This is a genomic window from Nocardiopsis synnemataformans (genome assembly GCF_965343085.1).
GTDB classification, from domain to species: Bacteria; Actinomycetota; Actinomycetes; order Streptosporangiales; family Streptosporangiaceae; genus Nocardiopsis; species Nocardiopsis alborubida.
In genome coordinates this window covers 36,828-55,955 of sequence record NZ_CBDRFA010000057.1, presented here as the reverse complement: position 1 = coordinate 55,955, position 19,128 = coordinate 36,828, and the positions used below count along the sequence as shown (strand labels likewise).

General features: G+C 73.1%; 13 protein-coding genes. 11 read left to right on the top strand and 2 right to left on the bottom strand.

The genetic code is table 11. The annotated features are described in order from the left end of the window. Nucleotides 1-1,070, bottom strand: a 1,070-nt coding sequence (locus ACSIH6_RS27375; RefSeq protein WP_435111222.1) for a DUF349 domain-containing protein, incomplete at its 3' end; no start/stop codon positions are given. A gap of 453 nt (nt 1,071-1,523) precedes the next feature. Here ACSIH6_RS27375 and ACSIH6_RS27370 point away from each other — a divergent pair. From ACSIH6_RS27370 to ACSIH6_RS27355, 4 genes are all read left to right on the top strand, one after another. Further along, nucleotides 1,524-2,201, top strand: coding sequence for an MBL fold metallo-hydrolase (locus ACSIH6_RS27370; RefSeq protein WP_435111221.1), 678 nt, complete (start codon nt 1,524-1,526; stop codon nt 2,199-2,201). 275 nt (nt 2,202-2,476) lie between these two features. After that, nucleotides 2,477-4,231: an aspartate--tRNA ligase gene (gene aspS / locus ACSIH6_RS27365; RefSeq protein ID WP_435111220.1), complete on the top strand. Its 1,755-nt coding sequence runs from the start codon at nt 2,477-2,479 to the stop codon at nt 4,229-4,231. 682 nt (nt 4,232-4,913) lie between these two features. Beyond that, nucleotides 4,914-6,944, top strand: a complete 2,031-nt coding sequence (locus ACSIH6_RS27360) for a SpoIIE family protein phosphatase (RefSeq protein WP_435111219.1) — start codon at nt 4,914-4,916, stop codon at nt 6,942-6,944. A 30-nt stretch (nt 6,945-6,974) separates the two neighbouring features. Further along, the gene (locus tag ACSIH6_RS27355) at nt 6,975-8,366 is read left to right on the top strand and encodes a replication-associated recombination protein A (RefSeq protein WP_435111218.1); all 1,392 of its coding nucleotides are present in this window, start codon (nt 6,975-6,977) and stop codon (nt 8,364-8,366) included. A gap of 89 nt (nt 8,367-8,455) precedes the next feature. On the opposite strand, the gene ACSIH6_RS27350 is transcribed toward ACSIH6_RS27355, so the two are convergent. Continuing rightward, a complete protein-coding gene (locus ACSIH6_RS27350; RefSeq protein ID WP_435111217.1) occupies nt 8,456-10,048 on the bottom strand; it encodes a serine/threonine-protein kinase in 1,593 nt (530 codons plus the stop codon). A 384-nt stretch (nt 10,049-10,432) separates the two neighbouring features. On the opposite strand from ACSIH6_RS27350, the gene ACSIH6_RS27345 reads away from it, so the two are divergent. The 7 genes from ACSIH6_RS27345 to mltG all read left to right on the top strand — a co-directional run bounded on the left by ACSIH6_RS27345 (nt 10,433) and on the right by mltG (nt 19,119). Next, nucleotides 10,433-10,825: a DUF948 domain-containing protein gene (locus ACSIH6_RS27345; protein ID WP_435111216.1), complete on the top strand. Its 393-nt coding sequence runs from the start codon at nt 10,433-10,435 to the stop codon at nt 10,823-10,825. Beyond that, nucleotides 10,822-11,100, top strand: a complete 279-nt coding sequence (locus ACSIH6_RS27340; RefSeq protein ID WP_435111215.1) for a hypothetical protein — start codon at nt 10,822-10,824, stop codon at nt 11,098-11,100. The genes ACSIH6_RS27345 and ACSIH6_RS27340 overlap by 4 nt, the downstream gene beginning before the upstream one ends. 55 nt (nt 11,101-11,155) lie before the next feature. Continuing rightward, the gene (locus tag ACSIH6_RS27335) at nt 11,156-11,737 is read left to right on the top strand and encodes a hypothetical protein (RefSeq protein WP_435111214.1); all 582 of its coding nucleotides are present in this window, start codon (nt 11,156-11,158) and stop codon (nt 11,735-11,737) included. A 286-nt stretch (nt 11,738-12,023) separates the two neighbouring features. Beyond that, a complete protein-coding gene (locus ACSIH6_RS27330) occupies nt 12,024-12,632 on the top strand; it encodes a hypothetical protein (protein ID WP_435111213.1) in 609 nt (202 codons plus the stop codon). A 238-nt stretch (nt 12,633-12,870) separates the two neighbouring features. Further along, complete coding sequence (gene alaS / locus ACSIH6_RS27325; RefSeq protein WP_435111212.1) at nt 12,871-15,537, top strand: alanine--tRNA ligase; 2,667 nt, start codon at nt 12,871-12,873, stop codon at nt 15,535-15,537. 592 nt (nt 15,538-16,129) lie between these two features. Beyond that, nucleotides 16,130-16,615, top strand: coding sequence for a Holliday junction resolvase RuvX (gene ruvX, locus ACSIH6_RS27320; RefSeq protein ID WP_150254758.1), 486 nt, complete (start codon nt 16,130-16,132; stop codon nt 16,613-16,615). Next, nucleotides 16,612-19,119, top strand: coding sequence for an endolytic transglycosylase MltG (mltG, locus tag ACSIH6_RS27315; protein ID WP_435111211.1), 2,508 nt, complete (start codon nt 16,612-16,614; stop codon nt 19,117-19,119). The genes ruvX and mltG overlap by 4 nt, the downstream gene beginning before the upstream one ends. Nucleotides 19,120-19,128: the final 9 nt, after the last annotated feature.

The following is a 19,128-nucleotide window of genomic DNA, read 5'->3' as shown; positions in this document are numbered from 1 at the left end:
TCCCTTCCCCCCCCCCCCGCCTCGGGGTTGCTGCGCTCCCACTCGGCGTCCTCGGCCCGGCGCACGCCGTCCTCGATCTGGCGGAAGGCGCCCTCCAACTGGTCGCGCACGTCGCGCGGCAGCTCACCGGCCTCCTCCCAGGCGTCCTGGAAGTCACGCAGCCGCGCACGCGCCCGGCGGGGGTCGGAGATCCCCGGGATCTCCGCCTTGGCCTCGGCCAGGATCCGTTCCTTGGCCTCGGCGTTGACCCGCAGCTCGGCGTCGCGCTCGGCGAAGGTCGCGTTGCGCGCGTCGAAGAAGGTGTCCTGCGCGGCCTTGAAGCGCGCCCACAGCTTGTCCTCGCTCGCCCGGTCCGCGCGGCCGCTGCGCTTCCACCGCTGCATCAGGTCGCGGTAGGCACGGGCCGTGGCCCCCCAGTCGGTGGAGCCCGACAGGGACTCGGCCTCCACCACGATGCGCTCCTTCTCCACGCGCACCGACTCGCGCTCCTGGTCCAGGTTGGCGAAGTAGGCCTTGCGCCGCTTGGAGAAGGAGTTGCGCGCCGCCGACATGCGCTTCCACAGCGCCTGCTCGGTGGGCCGGTCGGCCCGCGGGGCCTTCTTCCACTCCTCGATGAGCTGGAGCATCCGCTCGCCGCCGGACTTCCAGTGCGTCGTCTCCACCGCGACCCGCTCGGCCTCGGCGACGATGCGCTCCTTGACCTCCCGGGCCTGGCCGCGGGCCTGCTCCTGCGCCTGCTTCTGCTCGACCTTGCGCTCCTCGGCGCGGCCCGCCAGCGCGTCCAGGCGTCCCATCAGCGACTCCAGGTCGCCGACCGCGTTCGCCTCCCGGACCGAGTCGCGCAGCTTGTCGATGTTCGACATCGCGGCGGAGGCGGACAGGTCGGTGTTGCGGAGCCGGTTCTCCAGCAGCTCCACCTCGGTGACCAGGGAGTCGTACTTGCGCCGGAAGAAGGTCAGGGCCTCCTCAGGCGCCCCCGCCTGCCACGATCCGACGACCCGCTCGCCTTCGCTCGTGCGCACGTAGACCGTGCCTTCGTCGTCTACGCGGCCCCAAGGGTCCGTGGTCACCGTGTCCTCCTGCTGTCATGAACCCAGCCGTGGGGCGGGTTCGGGTCGTCGCGTCGCACTCCTCGCCGGTTCGCGATGGGAACCACCGTGCTGAGCACGATATCCCCGCGATCCGGTGAGGGGCGCCGCGCCGTGAATTCACGTCTGCGCAGATCACGCTGGTCCGCGCGCCCTCGGGTATCGGGCCGGGCCGCCCTCCCGCCCAGCGCGGGCGCAGGTCGGGGCCCCGGCGTGCACCAAGGACGGTGACCAATATGGCATTACCACGCGGTTTGGCAAAGAGGCCAGCCGCGGGCGGTGATCGAATGGTGATCAAACGCGTACCGGGGCAGGACAACCGGGTCGCCGACCCTCCCGTGCCTCGATAGGCTGCACCCGGGGGACGCTGCGTCCGGACCGCGGACCCGCCGCCCCGCGACCGCGCACCCGACCGAGGACAGGACGACATCCGCCGTGCTCATCGCCGCACTTCCCACCGGGCCCCTTGCCGCGAACTGCTACGTGCTCGCACCGGCCCCGGGCGGCGACTGCGTCATCGTCGACCCCGGCCAGGAGGCCACCGAGCAGGTCGACAAGGTCCTGTCCGAGCACGGGCTGACCCCCGTCGCGGTGCTGCTCACCCACGGCCACTTCGACCACGTGTGGTCGGCCGCCGACCTGTGCGCGCGCCACGGCGTCCCCGTCCACCTGCACGTCGAGGACCGCGGGCTGCTCACCGAGCCCGCCGCGGGGGTGGACCCCGGTTTCGCCGCGCAGCTGTCCGCCCTGCTGGGCCCGGGCCCGCACGCCGAGCCCGACGACCTGGTCGAGGTCTCGGGCGGCGAGACCCTCACCCTGGCCGGACTGGACTTCGGGGTCGAGCACACCCCCGGCCACACCCCCGGATCGGTCGTGTACACGGTGACCACCGAGGACGGCGTCCCCGTGATGTTCGCCGGGGACCTGGTCTTCGCCGGTTCCATCGGCCGCACCGACTTCCCCGGCGGCGACCACACCGCCATGCTGCGCAGCCTCGCCAGCGCGGTGCTGGGCCGCCCCGACGCCACCCAGGTCCTGCCCGGCCACGGCCCGGCCACCACCGTCGAGCGCGAGCGCGCCACCAACCCCTACCTGCGCGATATCACCGGCTGACCCCGCGTCCCGGCCGCCCTCCCGTCCCGCAGGAACGACGTATGACCACCCCACGCCACCGAGGCGCCCACCGCCCGAGCGCGCCCGTGCGGCCGCACGGCGGACGAGATACCCGCACCGGCCCCGCCTGAGGGCGGGTTGCCGGTGGCTTCGCACACCCTTCCCCGGGCCTCCCCCACCGGGTGCCCGAAGGCCGTGTGCGCAGGATCTGGCCCGCACCCGAGCGCAGGTCGGGCACACTTGACACGAACTAAAGACGCTGAAGGAGTAGTCCGTTGATACGCACGCATGAGGCAGGTGCGTTGCGCGCCGAGCACGCAGGCGCGACCGTCGTCCTCGCCGGGTGGGTGGCACGCCGCCGCGACCACGGCGGGGTGGTCTTCCTCGACCTGCGCGAGGCTTCCGGGGTGGTCCAGGTCGTCGTCCGCGAGGACGACCTCGCCCACGACCTCCGCGCCGAGTACTGCATCAAGGTCACCGGCTCGGTCCGGGCCCGCCCCGAGGGCAACGAGAACCCCGAGATCCCCACCGGCGCCGTCGAGGTCGTCGCGGACGAGATCGAGGTGCTCAGCGAGGCCGCGCCGCTGCCCTTCCAGCTGGACAGCGCCGCGGACGTGGCCGAGGAGACCCGGCTGCGCTACCGCTACCTGGACATCCGCCGTCAGGAGATGGCCGACAACCTGCGCCTGCGCTCCAAGGCGACCTACGTCGCCCACGAGGTCATGCGCGACCTGGGGTTCACCTACGTCGAGACCCCCTACATGACCCGCTCCACGCCCGAGGGCGCCCGCGACTTCCTCGTCCCGGTCCGCCTCCAGCCGGGCCACTGGTACGCGCTGCCGCAGTCCCCGCAGCTGTTCAAGCAGCTGCTCATGGTCGGCGGCATGGAGCGCTACTACCAGCTCACCCGCTGCTTCCGCGACGAGGACCTGCGCGCGGACCGCCAGCCGGAGTTCACCCAGATCGACCTGGAGATGAGCTTCGTCGACGAGGAGGACCTCTTCGCCGTCGGCGAGAAGCTGTTCACCCGCCTGCTGCGCGAGGTGCGCGGCGTCGAGCTGCCCGAGCGCTTCCCGCGGATGCGCTACGCCGAGGCCATGGGCCGCTTCGGCTCCGACAAGCCGGACCTGCGCTTCGGCCAGGAGCTGGTCGAGGTCACCGCCTACTTCGCCGACACCCCCTTCCGGGTCTTCAAGGCCCCCTACGTGGGTGCCGTGGTCATGCCGGGCGGCGCCTCCCAGACCCGCAAGGAGCTGGACGCCTGGCAGGAGTGGGCGCGCTCGCGCGGCGCGAAGGGCCTGGCCTACGTGCTCGTCCAGGAGGACGGCTCCCTGGGCGGTCCGGTGGCCAAGAACCTCTCCGAGGCCGAGCGCGAGGGCCTGGCGGCCCAGGTCGGCGCCGCGCCGGGCGACGCGGTGTTCTTCGCCGCGGGGCCCCGGACCGGGAGCCAGGAGCTGCTGGGCGCCGCCCGCCTGGAGATCGGCAGGCGCTGCGGCCTGATCGACACCTCCCGGTGGGAGATCCTGTGGATCACCGACATGCCCCTGTTCGAGGAGGCCGACGAGGAGGGCTCCTGGAAGCCGGTGCACCACCCCTTCACCGCTCCGGCGGTGGGGGACGAGGCCGACTTCCAGGACCACCCGGGCACCACCGACTCCCGGGCCTTCGACCTGGTGCTCAACGGCTACGAGCTGGTGTCGGGCTCCATCCGTATCCACCGGGCCGAGATGCAGCAGCGGATCTTCGACGTCATCGGCCTGAGCAAGGCCGAGGCCGAGTCGAAGTTCGGGTTCCTGCTGGAGGCGTTCAAGTTCGGCCCGCCGCCGCACGGCGGCCTGGCCGTGGGCTGGGACCGCATCGTCATGCTGCTGGCCGGTCAGCCGACCATCCGCGAGGTCATCGCCTTCCCCAAGACCGCCTCGGGCGGCGACCCGCTGACGGGCGCGCCCACGCCGATCACCGCTGACCAGCGGGCCGAGGCCGGGGTGGACGCCGACCCCGAGGCCGAGGAGCGGGAGAAGCAGAAGTAGGGGGCCGCGGACCCCGTCGGGGACGGTGCGCGCACGGCGCGTGCCGTCCCCGACGCGTGTTCCGAGGAGGGCGCCGAAGGCACAGCATCCGTCCTCCGGGCGTCCCCGGGGGGCCGAAGAATTTCGCGGTTTCCGTGAAGTGCCCGAATTCATCCTATTTTGAACCTGTCTCATTCGGTCACTCGGCGAAAACGGGCGGTTATCAGGCGTCATGAAAGGGTGCGCGTGTGGCCGGACACGGCCCCGGGGTCCCGGTACGGATGCGCGGACAGCCGTCATCCCCTACCGTTGAGGGCGAATCACCCCTTCCGAGCCGCGATGAGAACGTGTTGTGGAGTGGACACGGATCTCACGGGGACGTCCCCGCCCGCGGGTGGAAGTGGTGGCGGAGTGCATTCTGCGCTGTTGAGTCACACGGGCGTAACGATTTCCATCCTGTGGTCGGTCGGGTGCGACCGCGGGTGCGGGATCCGGCGCCCTCCCGTCGCGCCGATGGAGCACGCGGGTCCGCGTCCAGCCAGTTCACACGGACGCCGGACGACGCGTGCGTCGGCCCTGCCCCCGTTCCGGCACCGGATCCGGCCCAGCCCCGGACACTAGAATGAGCCGGTCGGAACGTTTCAAGGGTGACCGCGCCTGAGCGCGGGTGTGACGTCCGAGACGACATGAGGATGAGTCATACGTGAACGGAAAACGCGCTTCAGGCGATGGTTCCGAGAGCGCTCTCGCGGAGGCGTTCTCCCACGCCCCCGAGCCCATGGCGCTCGCCCTGGCCGACGGCGCGATCGTGCACGCCAACCTGGCCTTCACCGAACTCTTCGGCCGCGACGCCCCCGAGCTCGCCGGAGGGGCCTGGTTCGACCTCCTCGACGGTGACGACGCCCAGCGCGGCGCACGGGTCCACGACGAGGCCCTCGCCGGGTGCTGGGGGCGCCGGTCCCGCCTGCGCCTGAACGTCGCCGACAAGGCCGCCCACCTGGTGGAGGCCGAGCTGCGCCCCCTGCCCGGGGACGGTGCGGAGGGCGCCCGCGTGGTCGTCCTGCTGCACGTGCTCTCCACCGAGGAGGCCGACCTGCGCGTGATCGGCGAGCTGCGCACCGACAACTCCGACTCCGTGCTGTGGAGCCTGGACCCGGTCAGCGGACGCCTGCGCGAGATGTTCGGCCCCACCCCGCTCGGGGCGCTGCTGGCCGGGAACGACCGCGAGCTCGAACGCATCCTGGAGCGCGTCCACCCCGACGACATCGCCCGCGTGCGCGACGCCATCTCCGCCTCCTTCGCCGGACGCGACTACGAGCAGCGCTTCCGCGTCTTCGACCGCCTCGGCGACGAGCGCTCCCTGCACGTGCGCGCCCGCTACGTGCCCGGCGACCCCGACCGCCTCGTGGGCATCGTCGACGACGTCACCGAGCACGTCCAGCTCGTGCGCCGCCTCGCCGACCGCCGCCGCACCGAGGCCGAGCACGGCCGCCTGGTCACCGAGCTGTCCTCCAAACTCGTCTCGGCCACCACCGTCGACAAGGTCATGGACCTGCTCAGCGAGGAGTTCCTGCCCATCTTCGGCGGAGTCCAGGCCGTCGCCCTCTACGTCGAGGGAGGGCTGCTGCGCAGCTCGCCCAGCGCCCACACCAAGGGCGGCGACAGCAACATCGACCGCATCGACGGCCGCCGCGCCGACGACACCGACTTCCCCATGGGCGCGGTCATCCAGGACCGCCAGCCCCGCTTCTTCGAGAGCCGCGCCGAGATCATCAGCCGCTTCCCCGCCGCCGTCGAGCTCATGCGCCAGGTGCGCGGCCAGGCCTGGGCCACCGTGCCCATCTTCGGCGACGGCAAGGTCGCCCTGGGCGTGTGGCAGATGGTCTGGGACCGCCCCCACCACGCCAGCCGCGACGAGCGTGCCCTCATGCTCACCTTCGCCGGGCTCGCCGGGCAGGCGCTCCAGCGGATCAAGGCGCAGCAGGCCGAGCTGGAACTGGCCGACGCGGTCCAGCGCCGCATGCTGCCCCGCCAGGTGGCCAGCTTCCCGGACATGGACATCGCCACCAAGTACCTGCCCTCCCGCGCGGACTGGCGCATCTGCGGGGACTTCTACGACGTCATCGAACTCCCCGAGAACAAGGTCGGCCTCCTGGTCGGCGACGTCCAGGGGCACGGCGTCGAGGCGGCGGCCGCCATGGGCCAGATCCGCGTGGCCTTCCGCGCCTACGCCACCAACCAGTCCGACCCCGGCGTCGTCCTGGGCGAGACCAACCGCCTGCTCACCGAGACCGGCGAGATCGTCTTCGCCACCTGCGGCTACCTCGTCGTGGACCGCGAGAGCGGCGTCATGCAGGCGGCCTGGGCCGGACAGCCGCCCGCCGTCCTGGCCACCCGGAGCGGCTACGAGCTCTGGGAGCCCGAGACCGGTCCTCCGCTGGGCGTGCTCTCCGACCCCGAGTACACGGTCACCACCCGCATGCTCCCGCCCGGCACCGCCCTGCTGCTGTGCTCCGACGGGCTCGTGGAGAGCTCCGAGGTGCCCATGGGGGACGGGCTGGCCCGGGTCGGCGCGGCGCTCGCCGAACACCACGAGAGCCCCGAGGCCGCCGCGCACGTCATCGCCGAGATGGCCCCGGCCGGACGCGGCGACGACATCGCCCTGCTCATCACCCGCATGATCCCCTCGGCCGAGCCCGCGCGGGACCGCGCCGCCATGGCGTCGACGACCTGACCGGTGCCCTTGGCCGCCTACTCTGGACAGGTGTCCGAAACGCTCTTCGACGACGCCGGTGCGGAGGCCGCCAGGGGCCAGGAACCGCTCGCCGTGCGCATGCGCCCCCGCACCCTCGACGAGGTCGTGGGCCAGCGCCACCTGCTCGGCGGGGGCAGCCCGCTGCGCCGCCTGGTCGAGGACGACGCACCCATGTCCGTGTTCCTGTGGGGACCGCCCGGCACCGGCAAGACCACCCTGGCCACCGTGGTCAGCCGCGTCACCAAGCGCCGCTTCGTGGAGTTGTCCGCCGTCAACGCCGGGGTCAAGGACGTGCGTGCCGTCGTCGACGACGCCCGGCGCCGCATGGGCATGCACGGCACCCGCACCCTGCTCTTCGTGGACGAGGTCCACCGCTTCAACAAGACCCAGCAGGACGCGCTGCTGCCCGCCGTGGAGAACCGCTGGGTCAGCTTCATCGGCGCCACCACCGAGAACCCCTTCTTCTCCGTGGTCAGCCCCCTGCTGTCGCGTTCCCTGCTGCTGTCACTGGAGTCGCTGGAGGACGCCGACATCCGCGCCCTGGTGGACCGGGCCCTCGCCGACGAGCGCGGGCTGGACGGTCGCTACACGCTCTCCGACGAGGGCGCGGACCACCTCGTGCGCCTCGCGGGCGGCGACGGCCGCCGCTCCCTGACCTACCTGGAGGCCGCCGCGCTCGTCGCCGGGCCCAGCCGTCGCCCGCCACCACCCTCAAACGACGCTTCCAGCGCGGTCCTCCCCGGTGCCGGGCCGGTCACCATCACCGCCGAACACGTCGAGCGCGCCGTCGACCGGCACGCCGTGCGCTACGACCGCTCCGGCGACCAGCACTACGACGTCGTCAGCGCCTTCATCAAGAGCATGCGCGGCTCCGATCCCGACGCCGCCCTGCACTACCTCGCGCGCATGATCGAGGCGGGGGAGGACCCCCGCTTCATCGCCCGCCGCGTGGTCGTGCACGCCAGTGAGGACGTCGGCATGGCCGACCCCACCGCCCTCCAGACCGCCGTGGCCGCCGCCCAGGCCGTCGAGCTCATCGGCATGCCCGAGGCCCGCATCAACCTCGCCCAGGCCGTCATCCACATCAGCCTGGCCCCCAAGTCCAACGCGGTCGTCTCCGCCATCGACGCCGCGGCGGCCGACGTGCGCGCGGGCCTGGCCGGACCCGTCCCCGCCCACCTGCGCGACGGCCACTACCGGGGCGCCGCCGAACTCGGCCACGGCAAGGGCTACCGCTACGCCCACGACTTCCCCGGCGGCGTCGCTCCCCAGCAGCACGCCCCCGACGGGCTCGCCGACCGCGAGTACTACCGGCCCACCCAGCACGGCGCCGAACGGCGCTTCAGCGAGGTCCTCCAACGCATCAAGGAGGTCCTGCGGGGCGGCGGCCAGCGCGGCTGAGCGCCGGGGAGCGGGCCCGCGATGCCGCCGGGAGCCGCGCCGCACGCCTTCGGGGAGGGCACCCGAGTACGGGTGCCCGTCCACGGCGGTCAGTCGGTGAACAGCTCCGTGACCCGCACGATCTCGCGGGGGGCGTCGTCCCCCTCCTCGGCGGGCTCGGCGAAGGTCACCTCCACGATCACCACCGGGCCCCACGACAGGTAGTCGACGAAGTCGCTCCCGGTCAGCTCCCAGGTGCCCCGGCCCTCCTCGTCGATGAACAGGTGCTCGGGCGCGGCGCAGAACTTCGCGCAGAGCACCGCGGCATCGGGAGCGATGACGGCCTCGCCGGGCTCCCCGGCCACGTCCCACTGCTCGGCCCAGGCCGCATGGCTGGGGATGCCCTGACCGCGGACCGGCTCGTCCTCGCGGTCGACGGGGGTGTACACCCACGGCCCCGACTCGGGGGACTCCTGCTCTGCGGGGTCGAACCGCACCACCAGGGTCAGCGGGTCCTCCTCGGCGACGGGGCTCGGCGACGCGGCCCCCTCCCCGGCGGCACCCGCGACCAGGGCGTCCCCCTGCTCGGGGGCGAGCAGCCGGGAGACGCCCCACAGGCCGCCGCCGACCAGTGCGAGCGCGAGCACGGCGCTCCCGGCCAGGAACACGGCCCGGGTGGGACGCCTGTTGGACATGCGCCCCTCCAGCCGGATGACCTCGGGCACCCGCGCGGGGGGCTCCACGGCGTGCCACTCGCGCTCCAGGATGCGCGCCAGCTCGTCACGGTCCGGTACGGCGGCCGCGCCCCCGGCGGGGGAGCCCGCGGCGCCCCCGCCGCCCTCCGCGACGTTCTGGGCCTGCCACACCGCGATGACCGCGCCGATCACCTCGCGCAGGCTGGGGCGGCCGTCCGGGTCGGGGTCCAGCGAGCGCCCGACCACCGGCTGGAGCCCCCTGGCCAGACCGGTCAGGTCGAACGAGCCCTGCGCGGCGCGCTCGGCGATCTCCTCGGGTTCCCCGGGGCCGAAGGGCAGGCGCCCGGTTCCGGCGAAGGCGACCACGGCGCCCCAGGCGAACACGTCGGCGGCGGGTGTGGCCGCCCCGCCCCGAAAGCGCTCGGGGCTCAGCCAGGTGGCACCCGACCCGCGCATCCGCTCCGGGGAGGCGACGACCGCGCACTCCATGACGTGCGGGCCGTGCGACTCCAGCAGGATCTCGCTGGGGCGCAGCGACCCGTGCGCCACGCCGCGCGCGTGCAGGGCGGACAGCCCCTCGGCCAGGCCGGTGGCCAGCGCGATGAGCTTGCCGGCGCCCAGCCCGCCGCGCTTGGTGACGAAGTGGGACAGCCGCTCGCCCGCCATGTAGGGCATGGACAGCCACGGGGGGTTGGCGTCGCTGTCGAAGACCAGGGGGACGACCACGCGCGCGGAGTCGACGCTGGACAGGGCCCGCAGGCGCCGCTCCAGCGCGGGGTAGGCGTCCGCGGACTCCAGTTCGGGGGATGTGAGGACCTTCACTGCCACCAGGCGGTCGCCCGCGCTGGCGGAGGCGGTGTCCACGGCGGCGTAGACGGTGCCGCTGCCCCCCTGTCCGAGGCGCCCGAGGACGAGGTAGGGACCGATCCGTGAGGGGTCGTCCGGATAGAGGGGGGCCAGGTCCGGCGGTACCAGTACGGAGATCTCTCGGGGAGAACGAGGGCTCATGAGCGTCCTGTCGATGCTTCTGGGGCCGAGGGGGTGGCTGAGTGTCCGCACATCGTATTCAGCTTTTCGGAAGGACCGGGCTTGCGGACGATTGTCCCCCGGGGCGGGCGGACCGTCGATCCCCGTGGCCCGGACCGGCCATCCCGCAGGGGGTGCGGACGCGCCGTGGCGTCCTCGCTCACCCGGAGACGGGACGCGATAGGGTCGGCCGAAACCGGCCCGTCCCGCGCGGACCACAGGGGAGGATCCGCCGAGCCAGGGACGCCCGTTCGCGGCGCCCGGCCCGGCGCGGTCGCCGGCGTCCCCCGGTCCCCGGTCCCGGCGCGTGCGCGAGGGGCCGACGCACACCCTCGAAGTCACCCTCTATCTGCCCACGGAGCCCGCATGCTTACCGGAGGAGAGGTCGCCGCGCTCGTCGCCGCGGTGGTCTGGGCGGTGCTGGCCACGTTCATGTGCGTGGCGCTCGTCAAACTCATCAAGCTCATCAACGAGGCGACCAAGGTCGTGTCGGAACTGGGGGACCGCACCCCGCCCCTGCTGGACGACGTCGCGTCCACGGTGGAGCGCACCAACACCTCGTTGGAACGGGTCGAGGAGATCACCGCCAACGTGCAGGCCAGCTCCGAGGACGTCTCCACGATGACCGCGCTGACCCGCTCGGTGCTCACCGGTCCGCTGGTGAAGGTGGCCTCGCTGTCCTACGGCGTACGCCGCGTCCTCGGCCAGCGCAGGGCCCTGGCGGTCGTGCGCACCCGCAGGAGGAAGGCGGCCCGGTGATCGGCAGACTGTTCTACCTCGCCGCGGGGGCCGCCATCGGCGGTTACGCGGTCCACCGCGTCCACCGCGCCCGGCGCGCACTCACCCCGGACGGTATCGCCGAGCGCGTGGAGGGCCGGGTCGGCGAGTACCGGGGTGCCCTGCGCGAACTCAACGAGGACCTGGCCGAGGCCGTGCGCGAGCAGGAGGAGGAACTCCTGCGCCGGTACGCCCCCGAGAAGGGGCGCCGGTCCCTGCCGGGGGCCGACGACCGCGGGCTGCCCGGGTCCGGTTGACCGTCCCCTAAAGTGGTCCGCGAGACACGCATTCCCCCTCACGCTGGAGCCGCACGTGCACCCGCAGCAGCCTCCGAACGGTCCCTACCAGGGCGGTTATCCGCAGCAGCCTCCGAACGGTCCTTACCAGGGCGGTTATCCGCAGCAGCCGGTGCCCTACGGCGGCCACTTCCCGTCGGGCCCGGTCAGGATGCCCGGCGCGGCGGTTGCCGTGCGGGTGCTGATGTTCATCGGCGGCGGACTCGGCCTGCTGCTCGCGGGTCTGTTCGGGGTTCTCGTCGCGACGGTCTCCGGAGGGGGAGAGGCCGGCGAGGGCGTCCTTGCCGGGTTGCGGGACTCGGGCCTGCCCCTGTCCGCCGACCAGGCCGTGCTGGGCCTCACGCTCATCGCCGCCATCCCGTTCACCTACGGGGTGGTGTCCGTCCTCCTGGCCTCGCTACTGGGCCGCCGCAGTCGCGGCGTGCTGTGGTCGGTCGTGGTCTTCCAGGGACTGGCCGCGCTCTCCCTGGTGCTCAACGTCCTCACCGGCACCTTCGGATCGGTCATCCCGCTGGCCTTCGCGGTCCTCATGCTCGTGCTCATGGTGCGGGAGCACACGCGCGCCTACTACACCCGGTCCGCTCCCGCCGCCTACTGAGGCGGGCCGACCCGTCCGCGCCACAGGGGGACCGCGAGGGATCGCGGTCCCCCTCACCGTGTGCGGTACCGCGTTCCACCTGCGCGTTTCGTGTCATGTCGGAGACTCTCGTAGAGTCGTGCCCCGGCGGTCGGGGTTACGGAAAGGCCGAAAGGCAAGCCTCCGGCTCCGTGCCGCGACCTCCCGCCACCTCGGGCCCGCCCCGGCGGGGCAGCCGTCCCCGCCATTCCTGGGCCGCCCGCGGCCTCAGACGCTCCTCCCCCTCGCGATCCGGAAGGGATCACCCGTGCACCCCTCGCAGCAGCCCGACCCCCGCCAGCCCCTCCCCGGGCAGTTCCCGCCCGGCTATCCGGTACCCGGCCAACCCGTTCCGGGGCAGCTTCCAGCAGCTCAGCCGATGCACGGTCACCCCGTCCCCGGCCAGCCTCCGGTCGGCTACGGCTTCCCGGGCCAGGTCCCACCGCCCCCCGTGTACCAGGCCTTCCAGGGCATGCCGGGACAGGCCGTCGCCGTCCGGGTGCTCATGTTCATCGGCGGGCCCATCGGCATCCTGCTGGGCGTTTTTCTCGGCGCCATCGCCCTCCTGGGCTTCGGTGTGGGAGAGATGGCGGGAGAGGCCGACGAGGGCGCCTTCAGCTTCCTGGCCGCCTTCACCGGAGCCGTCGCCCTCGTCCCCCTGGCCTACGGCATCGTCTCCACCACCCTGGCCTCCCTGATGGGACGCCGCCGCGGCGGCCTGCTGTGGGGCGTGGTCGCCTTCCACGGCGTCGCGTCCCTGATCCTGCTCGTCGCCGTCATCGCCGGCGACTACCTCTCCCTCATCCCGCTCGCCTTCGCCGCGGTGATGATCGGCCTGATGTTCACCCCCCGGGTCCGGGAGTTCTACCTGTCCTAGCACCGTCGCGGCCCCGTCCGAACGGGGCCCGGCGGTGGTCGGCGGCGATAGCCTTGGAACAACCAGGCCGCCGCCGTTGTCCTGATCAGGGCGGCCCCGGCGGCCACCCGCAAACCACGCGCGCTGGCACCACGGTTCCCTCTACGATGGGCGCCTACCGACCACGCGTGACAACGGTCCCGTCACAGGGACACGCACGCCGCCCGGGGCGGCGGAGCCGAGCAGCAGGAGGGCATCAATGGAGACGGCAGAGATCGCGCGCCGCTTCCTCAGTTTCTTCGAGAAGAACGGACACACCGTGGTGCCCTCGGCAAGCCTCATCGCCGAGGATCCCACGCTGCTGCTGGTGCCCGCAGGCATGGTCCCGTTCAAGCCCTACTTCCTGGGCCAGCGCACGCCCCCCCACGACACCGCCACCAGCGTGCAGAAGTGCATCCGCACCAAGGACATCGAGGAGGTCGGCAAGACCTCCCGGCACGCCACGTTCTTCCAGATGCTGGGCAACTTCTCCTTCGGTGACTACTTCAAGGAGCGGGCGATCCCGCTGGCCTGGGAGCTGGTCACCACGCCCGTGGAGGAGGGCGGCTTCGGCATCGACCCCGAGAGGCTGTGGGTCACCGTCTACCTCGACGACGACGAGGCCGAGGCGATCTGGCGCGACAAGGTGGGCGTGCGGCCCGAGCGCATCCAGCGCATGGGCAAGGAGGAGAACTACTGGGACATGGGCGTGCCCGGTCCCTGCGGCCCCTGCTCCGAGATCTTCTACGACCGCGGTCCCGAGTACGGCGTCGAGGGCGGCCCCGAGGCCGACGAGGACCGCTACATCGAGATCTGGAACCTCGTCTTCATGCAGTACGAGCGGGGTGAGGGCAGCGGCAAGGAGTACCCCATCCTCGGGGAGCTGCCCAAGAAGAACATCGACACCGGCCTGGGCCTGGAGCGCCTCGCGGCGGTCATGCAGGGCGTCGACAACATCTACGAGACCGACATCATCGGCCGCGTCCTGCACCGCGCCGCCGAGCTCACCGGCACCCGCTACGGCGACGACCAGGACCAGGACGTCATGCTCCGCGTGGTCGCCGACCACGTGCGCAGTGCCGTCATGCTCGTCGGCGACGGCGTGCGGCCCGGCAACGAGAAGGCCGGATACGTCCTGCGCCGCATCCTGCGCCGCTCCATCCGCAACCTGCGCCTGCTCTCGGGCACCGACACCGCTTTCCTGCACGAGCTGACCGAGGTCAGCATCGACGCGATGAAGGACATCTACCCCGACCTGCTGGACCGGGCCGACGTCATCCACGGTGTGGTCGACACCGAGGAGCGCAACTTCGCCGAGACCCTGCGCGCGGGCACCGCGCTGTTCGGCCGCGCCGCCGAGCGCACGCGTGCCGGGGGCGGCACCCTCCTCTCCGGTTCGGACGCCTTCCAGCTGCACGACACCTACGGCTTCCCCATCGACCTCACCCTGGAGATGGCGGCGGAGCAGGGCCTGTCCGTGGACGAGTCCTCCTTCCGTGAGCTCATGCAGCGCCAGAAGGACACCGCCAAGGCCGACGCCAGGTCCAAGAAGCTCGGCAACGCCGACATCTCCCTGTACGCGCGGCTGCTGGAGGGCACGGGGGAGACCGACTTCCTCGGCTACACCGAGGCCGAGAGCGAGTCGCGCGTCAAGGGCATCGTCGTGGACGGCGTCTCGGCGCCCGCGGCCCGCGCGGGGGACAAGGTCGAGGTCGTCCTGGACAGCACTCCGTTCTACGCCGAGAGCGGCGGTCAGCTCGCCGACACCGGCACGCTGACCGTGGACGGCCGCGGCGTGGTGGACGTGGAGGACGTGCAGAAGCCGCTGCCCGGCCTGTTCGTGCACCGCGGCACCGTCCGCTCGGGGGAGGTGGTCCTGGACGACACCGTGCACGCGGGCATCGACACCGGCCGCCGCCACGCCATCGAGCGCTCGCACTCGGCGACCCACCTCATCCACTCGGCGCTGCGCAACGCGCTGGGCCCGTCCGCGGGCCAGGCCGGTTCGGAGAACCGCCCCGGCCAGCTGCGCTTCGACTTCACCGCCGACAGCGCGCTGGGCGGCGAGCGCCTGGCCGAGGTCGAGGAGGAGGTCAACACCGTCCTGGCGGGTGACATCCCGGTCCAGACCGAGGAGAAGAGCCTGGACGACGCGCTGAAGATGGGCGCCATGGCCATGTTCGGCGAGAAGTACGGCGACCGCGTACGCGTCGTGGAGATGAGCGACTACTCCGTCGAGCTGTGCGGCGGCACCCACGTGCCCTCCACCGCCAGGCTGGGCATCGTCAAGCTGCTCGGCGAGTCCTCCATCGGCTCGGGCGTGCGCCGCGTGGAGGCGGCGGTGGGCGTGGACGCCTTCCGGCGCCTGTCCAAGGAGTCGACCCTGGTCGGGCAGCTGTCCGAGCAGCTCAAGACCCCGCGTGAGGAACTGCCCGAGCGCATCGACTCCATGGTCTCCCGGTTGCGCGCCGCCGAGCGGGAGATCGAGAAGCTGCGTGCCGCCCAGGTGCTCCAGGCGGCCGGTTCGATCGCCGAGGGCGCCCGCCGCCACGGCGCCGCGCTGGTCGTGGCCGCCCCCGCGCCGGAGGGCGCCAGCGGCGACGACCTGCGCAAGCTGGTGCTGGACGTGCGCGGCCGCCTCGGCGAGGACGAGCCCGCGGTCGTGGCGATGACCGCCGTGCCCAAGGACCGCCCGGTCGTGGTGATCGCGACCAACAAGGCCGCGCAGAAGGCCGGGATCAAGGCGGGCGAGCTGGTGGGCATCGCGGCCCGCGCGCTCGGCGGCGGTGGCGGCGGCAAACCCGACATCGCCCAGGGCGGCGGCAGCGACGCCACCAAGGTGGACGAGGCCCTGCGCGCCGTCGAGGAGCGCGTGGCCAGGGGCTAGGCGAACCGCTCGAACGGGCGTGTGCGGCACCGGCGCCGCACACGCCCGACGCGTGTGCGCGGACGTGACGAGTACCACGGGACCCGTCCGTTTTCCCCGGGCGCGCCAGCCGGACCCCACATGGACACGAAATGAATATGTAGCATAACCAAGAGTGACCATATGGAGGATTCCGCGGCGCTCGGGCACGGTGGTCCCCAGAGGACTCGGACCCGTCACCACCTGCGGGGGAACCACCCCGGGCCCGGCGGCCGGGCGCCGCTGCGGCGTCCGGCCGCGCAGCACCGGCTCCGGGGTGTTTTACACTCTGACGGAGCGCGTCCGACCCGGGCCCCGCCGGAGCCGCCCCGTACGAGGCGGCCGACGCGGCCCGCGGCCCCGCACGGCAACCAACGCCGTTGAGGCTGCGTGCTGTCATCGAATCGGGCATACTGTGGCGCGTCACAGCCGATCACACGGCTGTTTGTGCGGAGTTTCCCGCGATCCAGCTGATGAACAGGACCACCGTGTTGAGGATTTCCCAGCCGCGGTGCCGTGTCCGCAACGGCACGGCCCGCCCGAGCACCGCTCCCGGTTCCGGGGAGAGGTCCTCGTGAGGCACGGTGTGCGCCTGGCCGTCGACCCCGGCAACGCCCGCATCGGAGTCGCCGCGAGCGACCCCAGCGGTACGCTCGCCAGCCCGGTCGAGACCGTCCGGCGCGGAAGGGGCGACACCCAGCGCATCGCCCTGCTGGTCCTGGAACGGGAGGCACGGGAGGTCGTGGTGGGCTACCCTGCCTCACTGTCGGGGGAGGAGGGCCCGGCGGCCCGCTCCGCGAGGGAGTTCGCGCGCACGCTCGCCGCTCTCCTGCACCCCGTCCCCGTCCGTCTGGTCGACGAACGCCTCACCACGGTGACCGCCCAGAGCCAGCTGCTCTCCGGCGCCTCCTTCGCCGCCAAGGGCGCCAAGGGCGGCCGGGCCCGCAGGTCGGTCATCGACCAGGCCGCCGCCACCGTGCTCCTCCAGAGCGCCTTGGACCAGGAACGGTCAACAGGCCATCCCCCGGGCGAGATCGTCCGCTCCAGCCAGGGAGAATGATGAACGACAGGGACGACTACCCCGACACTCCCTATCGTGGGCGAGCCGACCGCGAGCGCGGTTACGACTACGACCCGCTCAGCGATCCCCCGCCCGCACAGCCGCCCCCGCGCGGCCGCAGGGCGCGCCCCGAGCCGGCGGACTGGAACGAGGACTCCGGCACGGGTGAGTTCCGCACGCCCCGGTACGGACCCCGCAGCGGTGGATACGACCCGCTGAGTCCGGAAGGACAGCCGCCCGGGCGCCGGCACCGTGCCGAGCCGCCCGCGGAGGGCCCCTCGGGCCCCGCCCGGCGCGGAGGCGCCGCCGACGCCCTGCGCGGCGGACGCGCCGCCCGCTCCAGCGCCCCCCGCCGCCAGGACCAGGAGGCTCCCCGGCCCCCGGAACCCGCGCCGCCCCGCTCCCAGGGCCCCGCGCGCTCCCGGCAGACCGGTCCGGCGGGCGACCCGACCCAGGACGCCCTGGCCGCCCTGGCCAACCTGGGCGAGTCCGCCGCGCCCGCCCGGCCCGAGCAGAGCGCTCCGGCCGCGCCCGCCGCGGAGGAGGAGCCGACCCGGCGCGGCCGCCGCGCCCGCCCCGAGCACGAACCCGAATCCCCGCCCGAGCCCCAGCCCGAGGAGCCCCGACGCGGCGGAGGGCGCCGCAGGCGCGGCGCCCCGGCCGACGAGGCCCCAGCCGCCGCGGCCCCGCCCCCCGAGGAGGAGCCCCGCGGCCGTCGCGCGCGCCGCAGGCGCGGCAGGCGCGACGACGAGCCCACCGGCGGCTTCCTGGACGACGCCCCCGAGGACAGCGGGGTCTTCGACTCCGGGACCTTCCCCGGCGTCAGCGGCTCCGCCGACACCGGCGCGTTCGCCGCGGTCGAGGAGCCCCCGGCCCGTCGCAGCCGCCGCGCGCGCGCCGACCGCGACCCGTGGGACGAGCGCTCCGACGCCCCCGCCGACAGCGGCGCCTTCCCCGGCACCGACGCCTTCGCCCCGGCTCCGGAGCCCGACTCCGGCGCGTTCGAGGCCCAGGACTTCGACGAGGAACCGCAGGAGGAGCCCGAGCCGCGTTCGCGCCGCTCCCGCCGCAGGCAGGCGGAGGAGGACCGGGGAGGCCGCCGCCGCGGCGGACGCCGCAGGCGCGGTGCCCCCGTGGAGGAGGCCCCGCAGGAGGACGAGGCCCCTGAGGAGGAGTCCGCCGAGTCCTTCGCCGAGGAGGCCCCCGAGGAGGAGCCCGAGCCCCGTCCCCGCCGCTCCCGCCGCGCGTCCGCGGCCGACGACGGCGGTCGGCGCGGCGGACGCCGCAGGCGCGGCCGCCGCGAGGAACCGGAGGAGGAGCCCGAGGAGGAGGACGAGTACGAGGAGCCCAACCTCGCCGACATCGCCGAGGCCTACGGCGGCGGCCGCAGCAGCCGCAGGAAGGCCAAGGAGCTCAAGAGGGCCCGCGCCAACGCGGGCAAGGGCGGCAGGAAGCGCCGCCGCAGGAGCAGGGCCCTGACGATCGTGCTGGCCCTCATCCTGCTCCTGGTGGTGGCGGGCGGCGGCTACGCCGTCATCCGCACCTACGTCCTGCCCGCCGACTTCGACGGCCAGGGCAGCGGCGAGACCGTGTTCGTCATCGAGGAGGGCGACGCGGGTTCGGCCGTGGCCGACAACCTCGCGGAGGCCGGGGTCGTGGCCAGCTCCCGCGCGTTCCTCAACGCGCTGGGCGCCGTCCCCGAGGAGGAGCTCGGATCCGGGCTGGCCCCCGGCACCTACTCCCTGGCCCAGGGGATGAGCGGTGAGGCCGCCGTGGCCGCCCTGCTCGACCCGGCCAGCCGTGTCGGCGGGCGCGTCACCATCCCCGAGGGGCTGCGCACGGACGGGATCTTCGAGAGGATCTCCGAGGCCACCGACCTGAGCGTGGAGGAGCTGGACGCGGCCTACGCCCAGACCGACGAGCTCGGTCTGCCCGACTACGCCACCGAGGGGCCCGAGGGCTACCTGTTCCCGTCCACCTACCGGTTCGACCCGGGCACCGAGGCGCTCTCGGTGATCAGGACGATGGTCACCCAGCACACCCAGGTCGCCGAGGAGATCGAGCTGGAGAACAGGGCCGAGGCACAGGGCTACGACGCCAACGAGATCATGGCGATCGCGGCCATCGTCCAGGCCGAGACCGGCACCAAGGAGGACATGCCCCTCATCTCGGCGGTCGTGCACAACCGCCTGGCAGAGGGCATGCAGCTCCAGATGGACAGCACGTGCTTCTACGTCCTGGGTGAGGAGGGCACCTTCCTCAACGACGAGCAGCGCGCCTCCTGTGAGGCCGACCCGCGCGGCTACAGCACCTACGGCATGACCGGGCTGCCCGTCGGGCCGTTCGTGGCCCCCGGAGTGGACGCCATCGAGGCGGCGCTGGAACCGGCCGACGAGGAGTACCTCTACTTCGCGCTCGTCGACCCCGAGAACGGTGAGACCGGCTTCTCCAACACCCTGGAGGAGCACAACCAGATGGTGGCCGAGAACCAGGCCGAATGGTAGGGGGAGGGT

Bases quoted from the DNA above. Each gene is read 5' to 3' on its own strand.
- mltG (WP_435111211.1), top strand. From the start codon at position 16,612: ATGATGAACGACAGGGACGACTACCCCGACACTCCCTATCGTGGGCGA.
- ACSIH6_RS27350 (WP_435111217.1), bottom strand. From the start codon at position 10,048: ATGAGCCCTCGTTCTCCCCGAGAGATCTCCGTACTGGTACCGCCGGAC.
- ACSIH6_RS27345 (WP_435111216.1), top strand. From the start codon at position 10,433: ATGCTTACCGGAGGAGAGGTCGCCGCGCTCGTCGCCGCGGTGGTCTGG.
- alaS (WP_435111212.1), top strand. From the start codon at position 12,871: ATGGAGACGGCAGAGATCGCGCGCCGCTTCCTCAGTTTCTTCGAGAAG.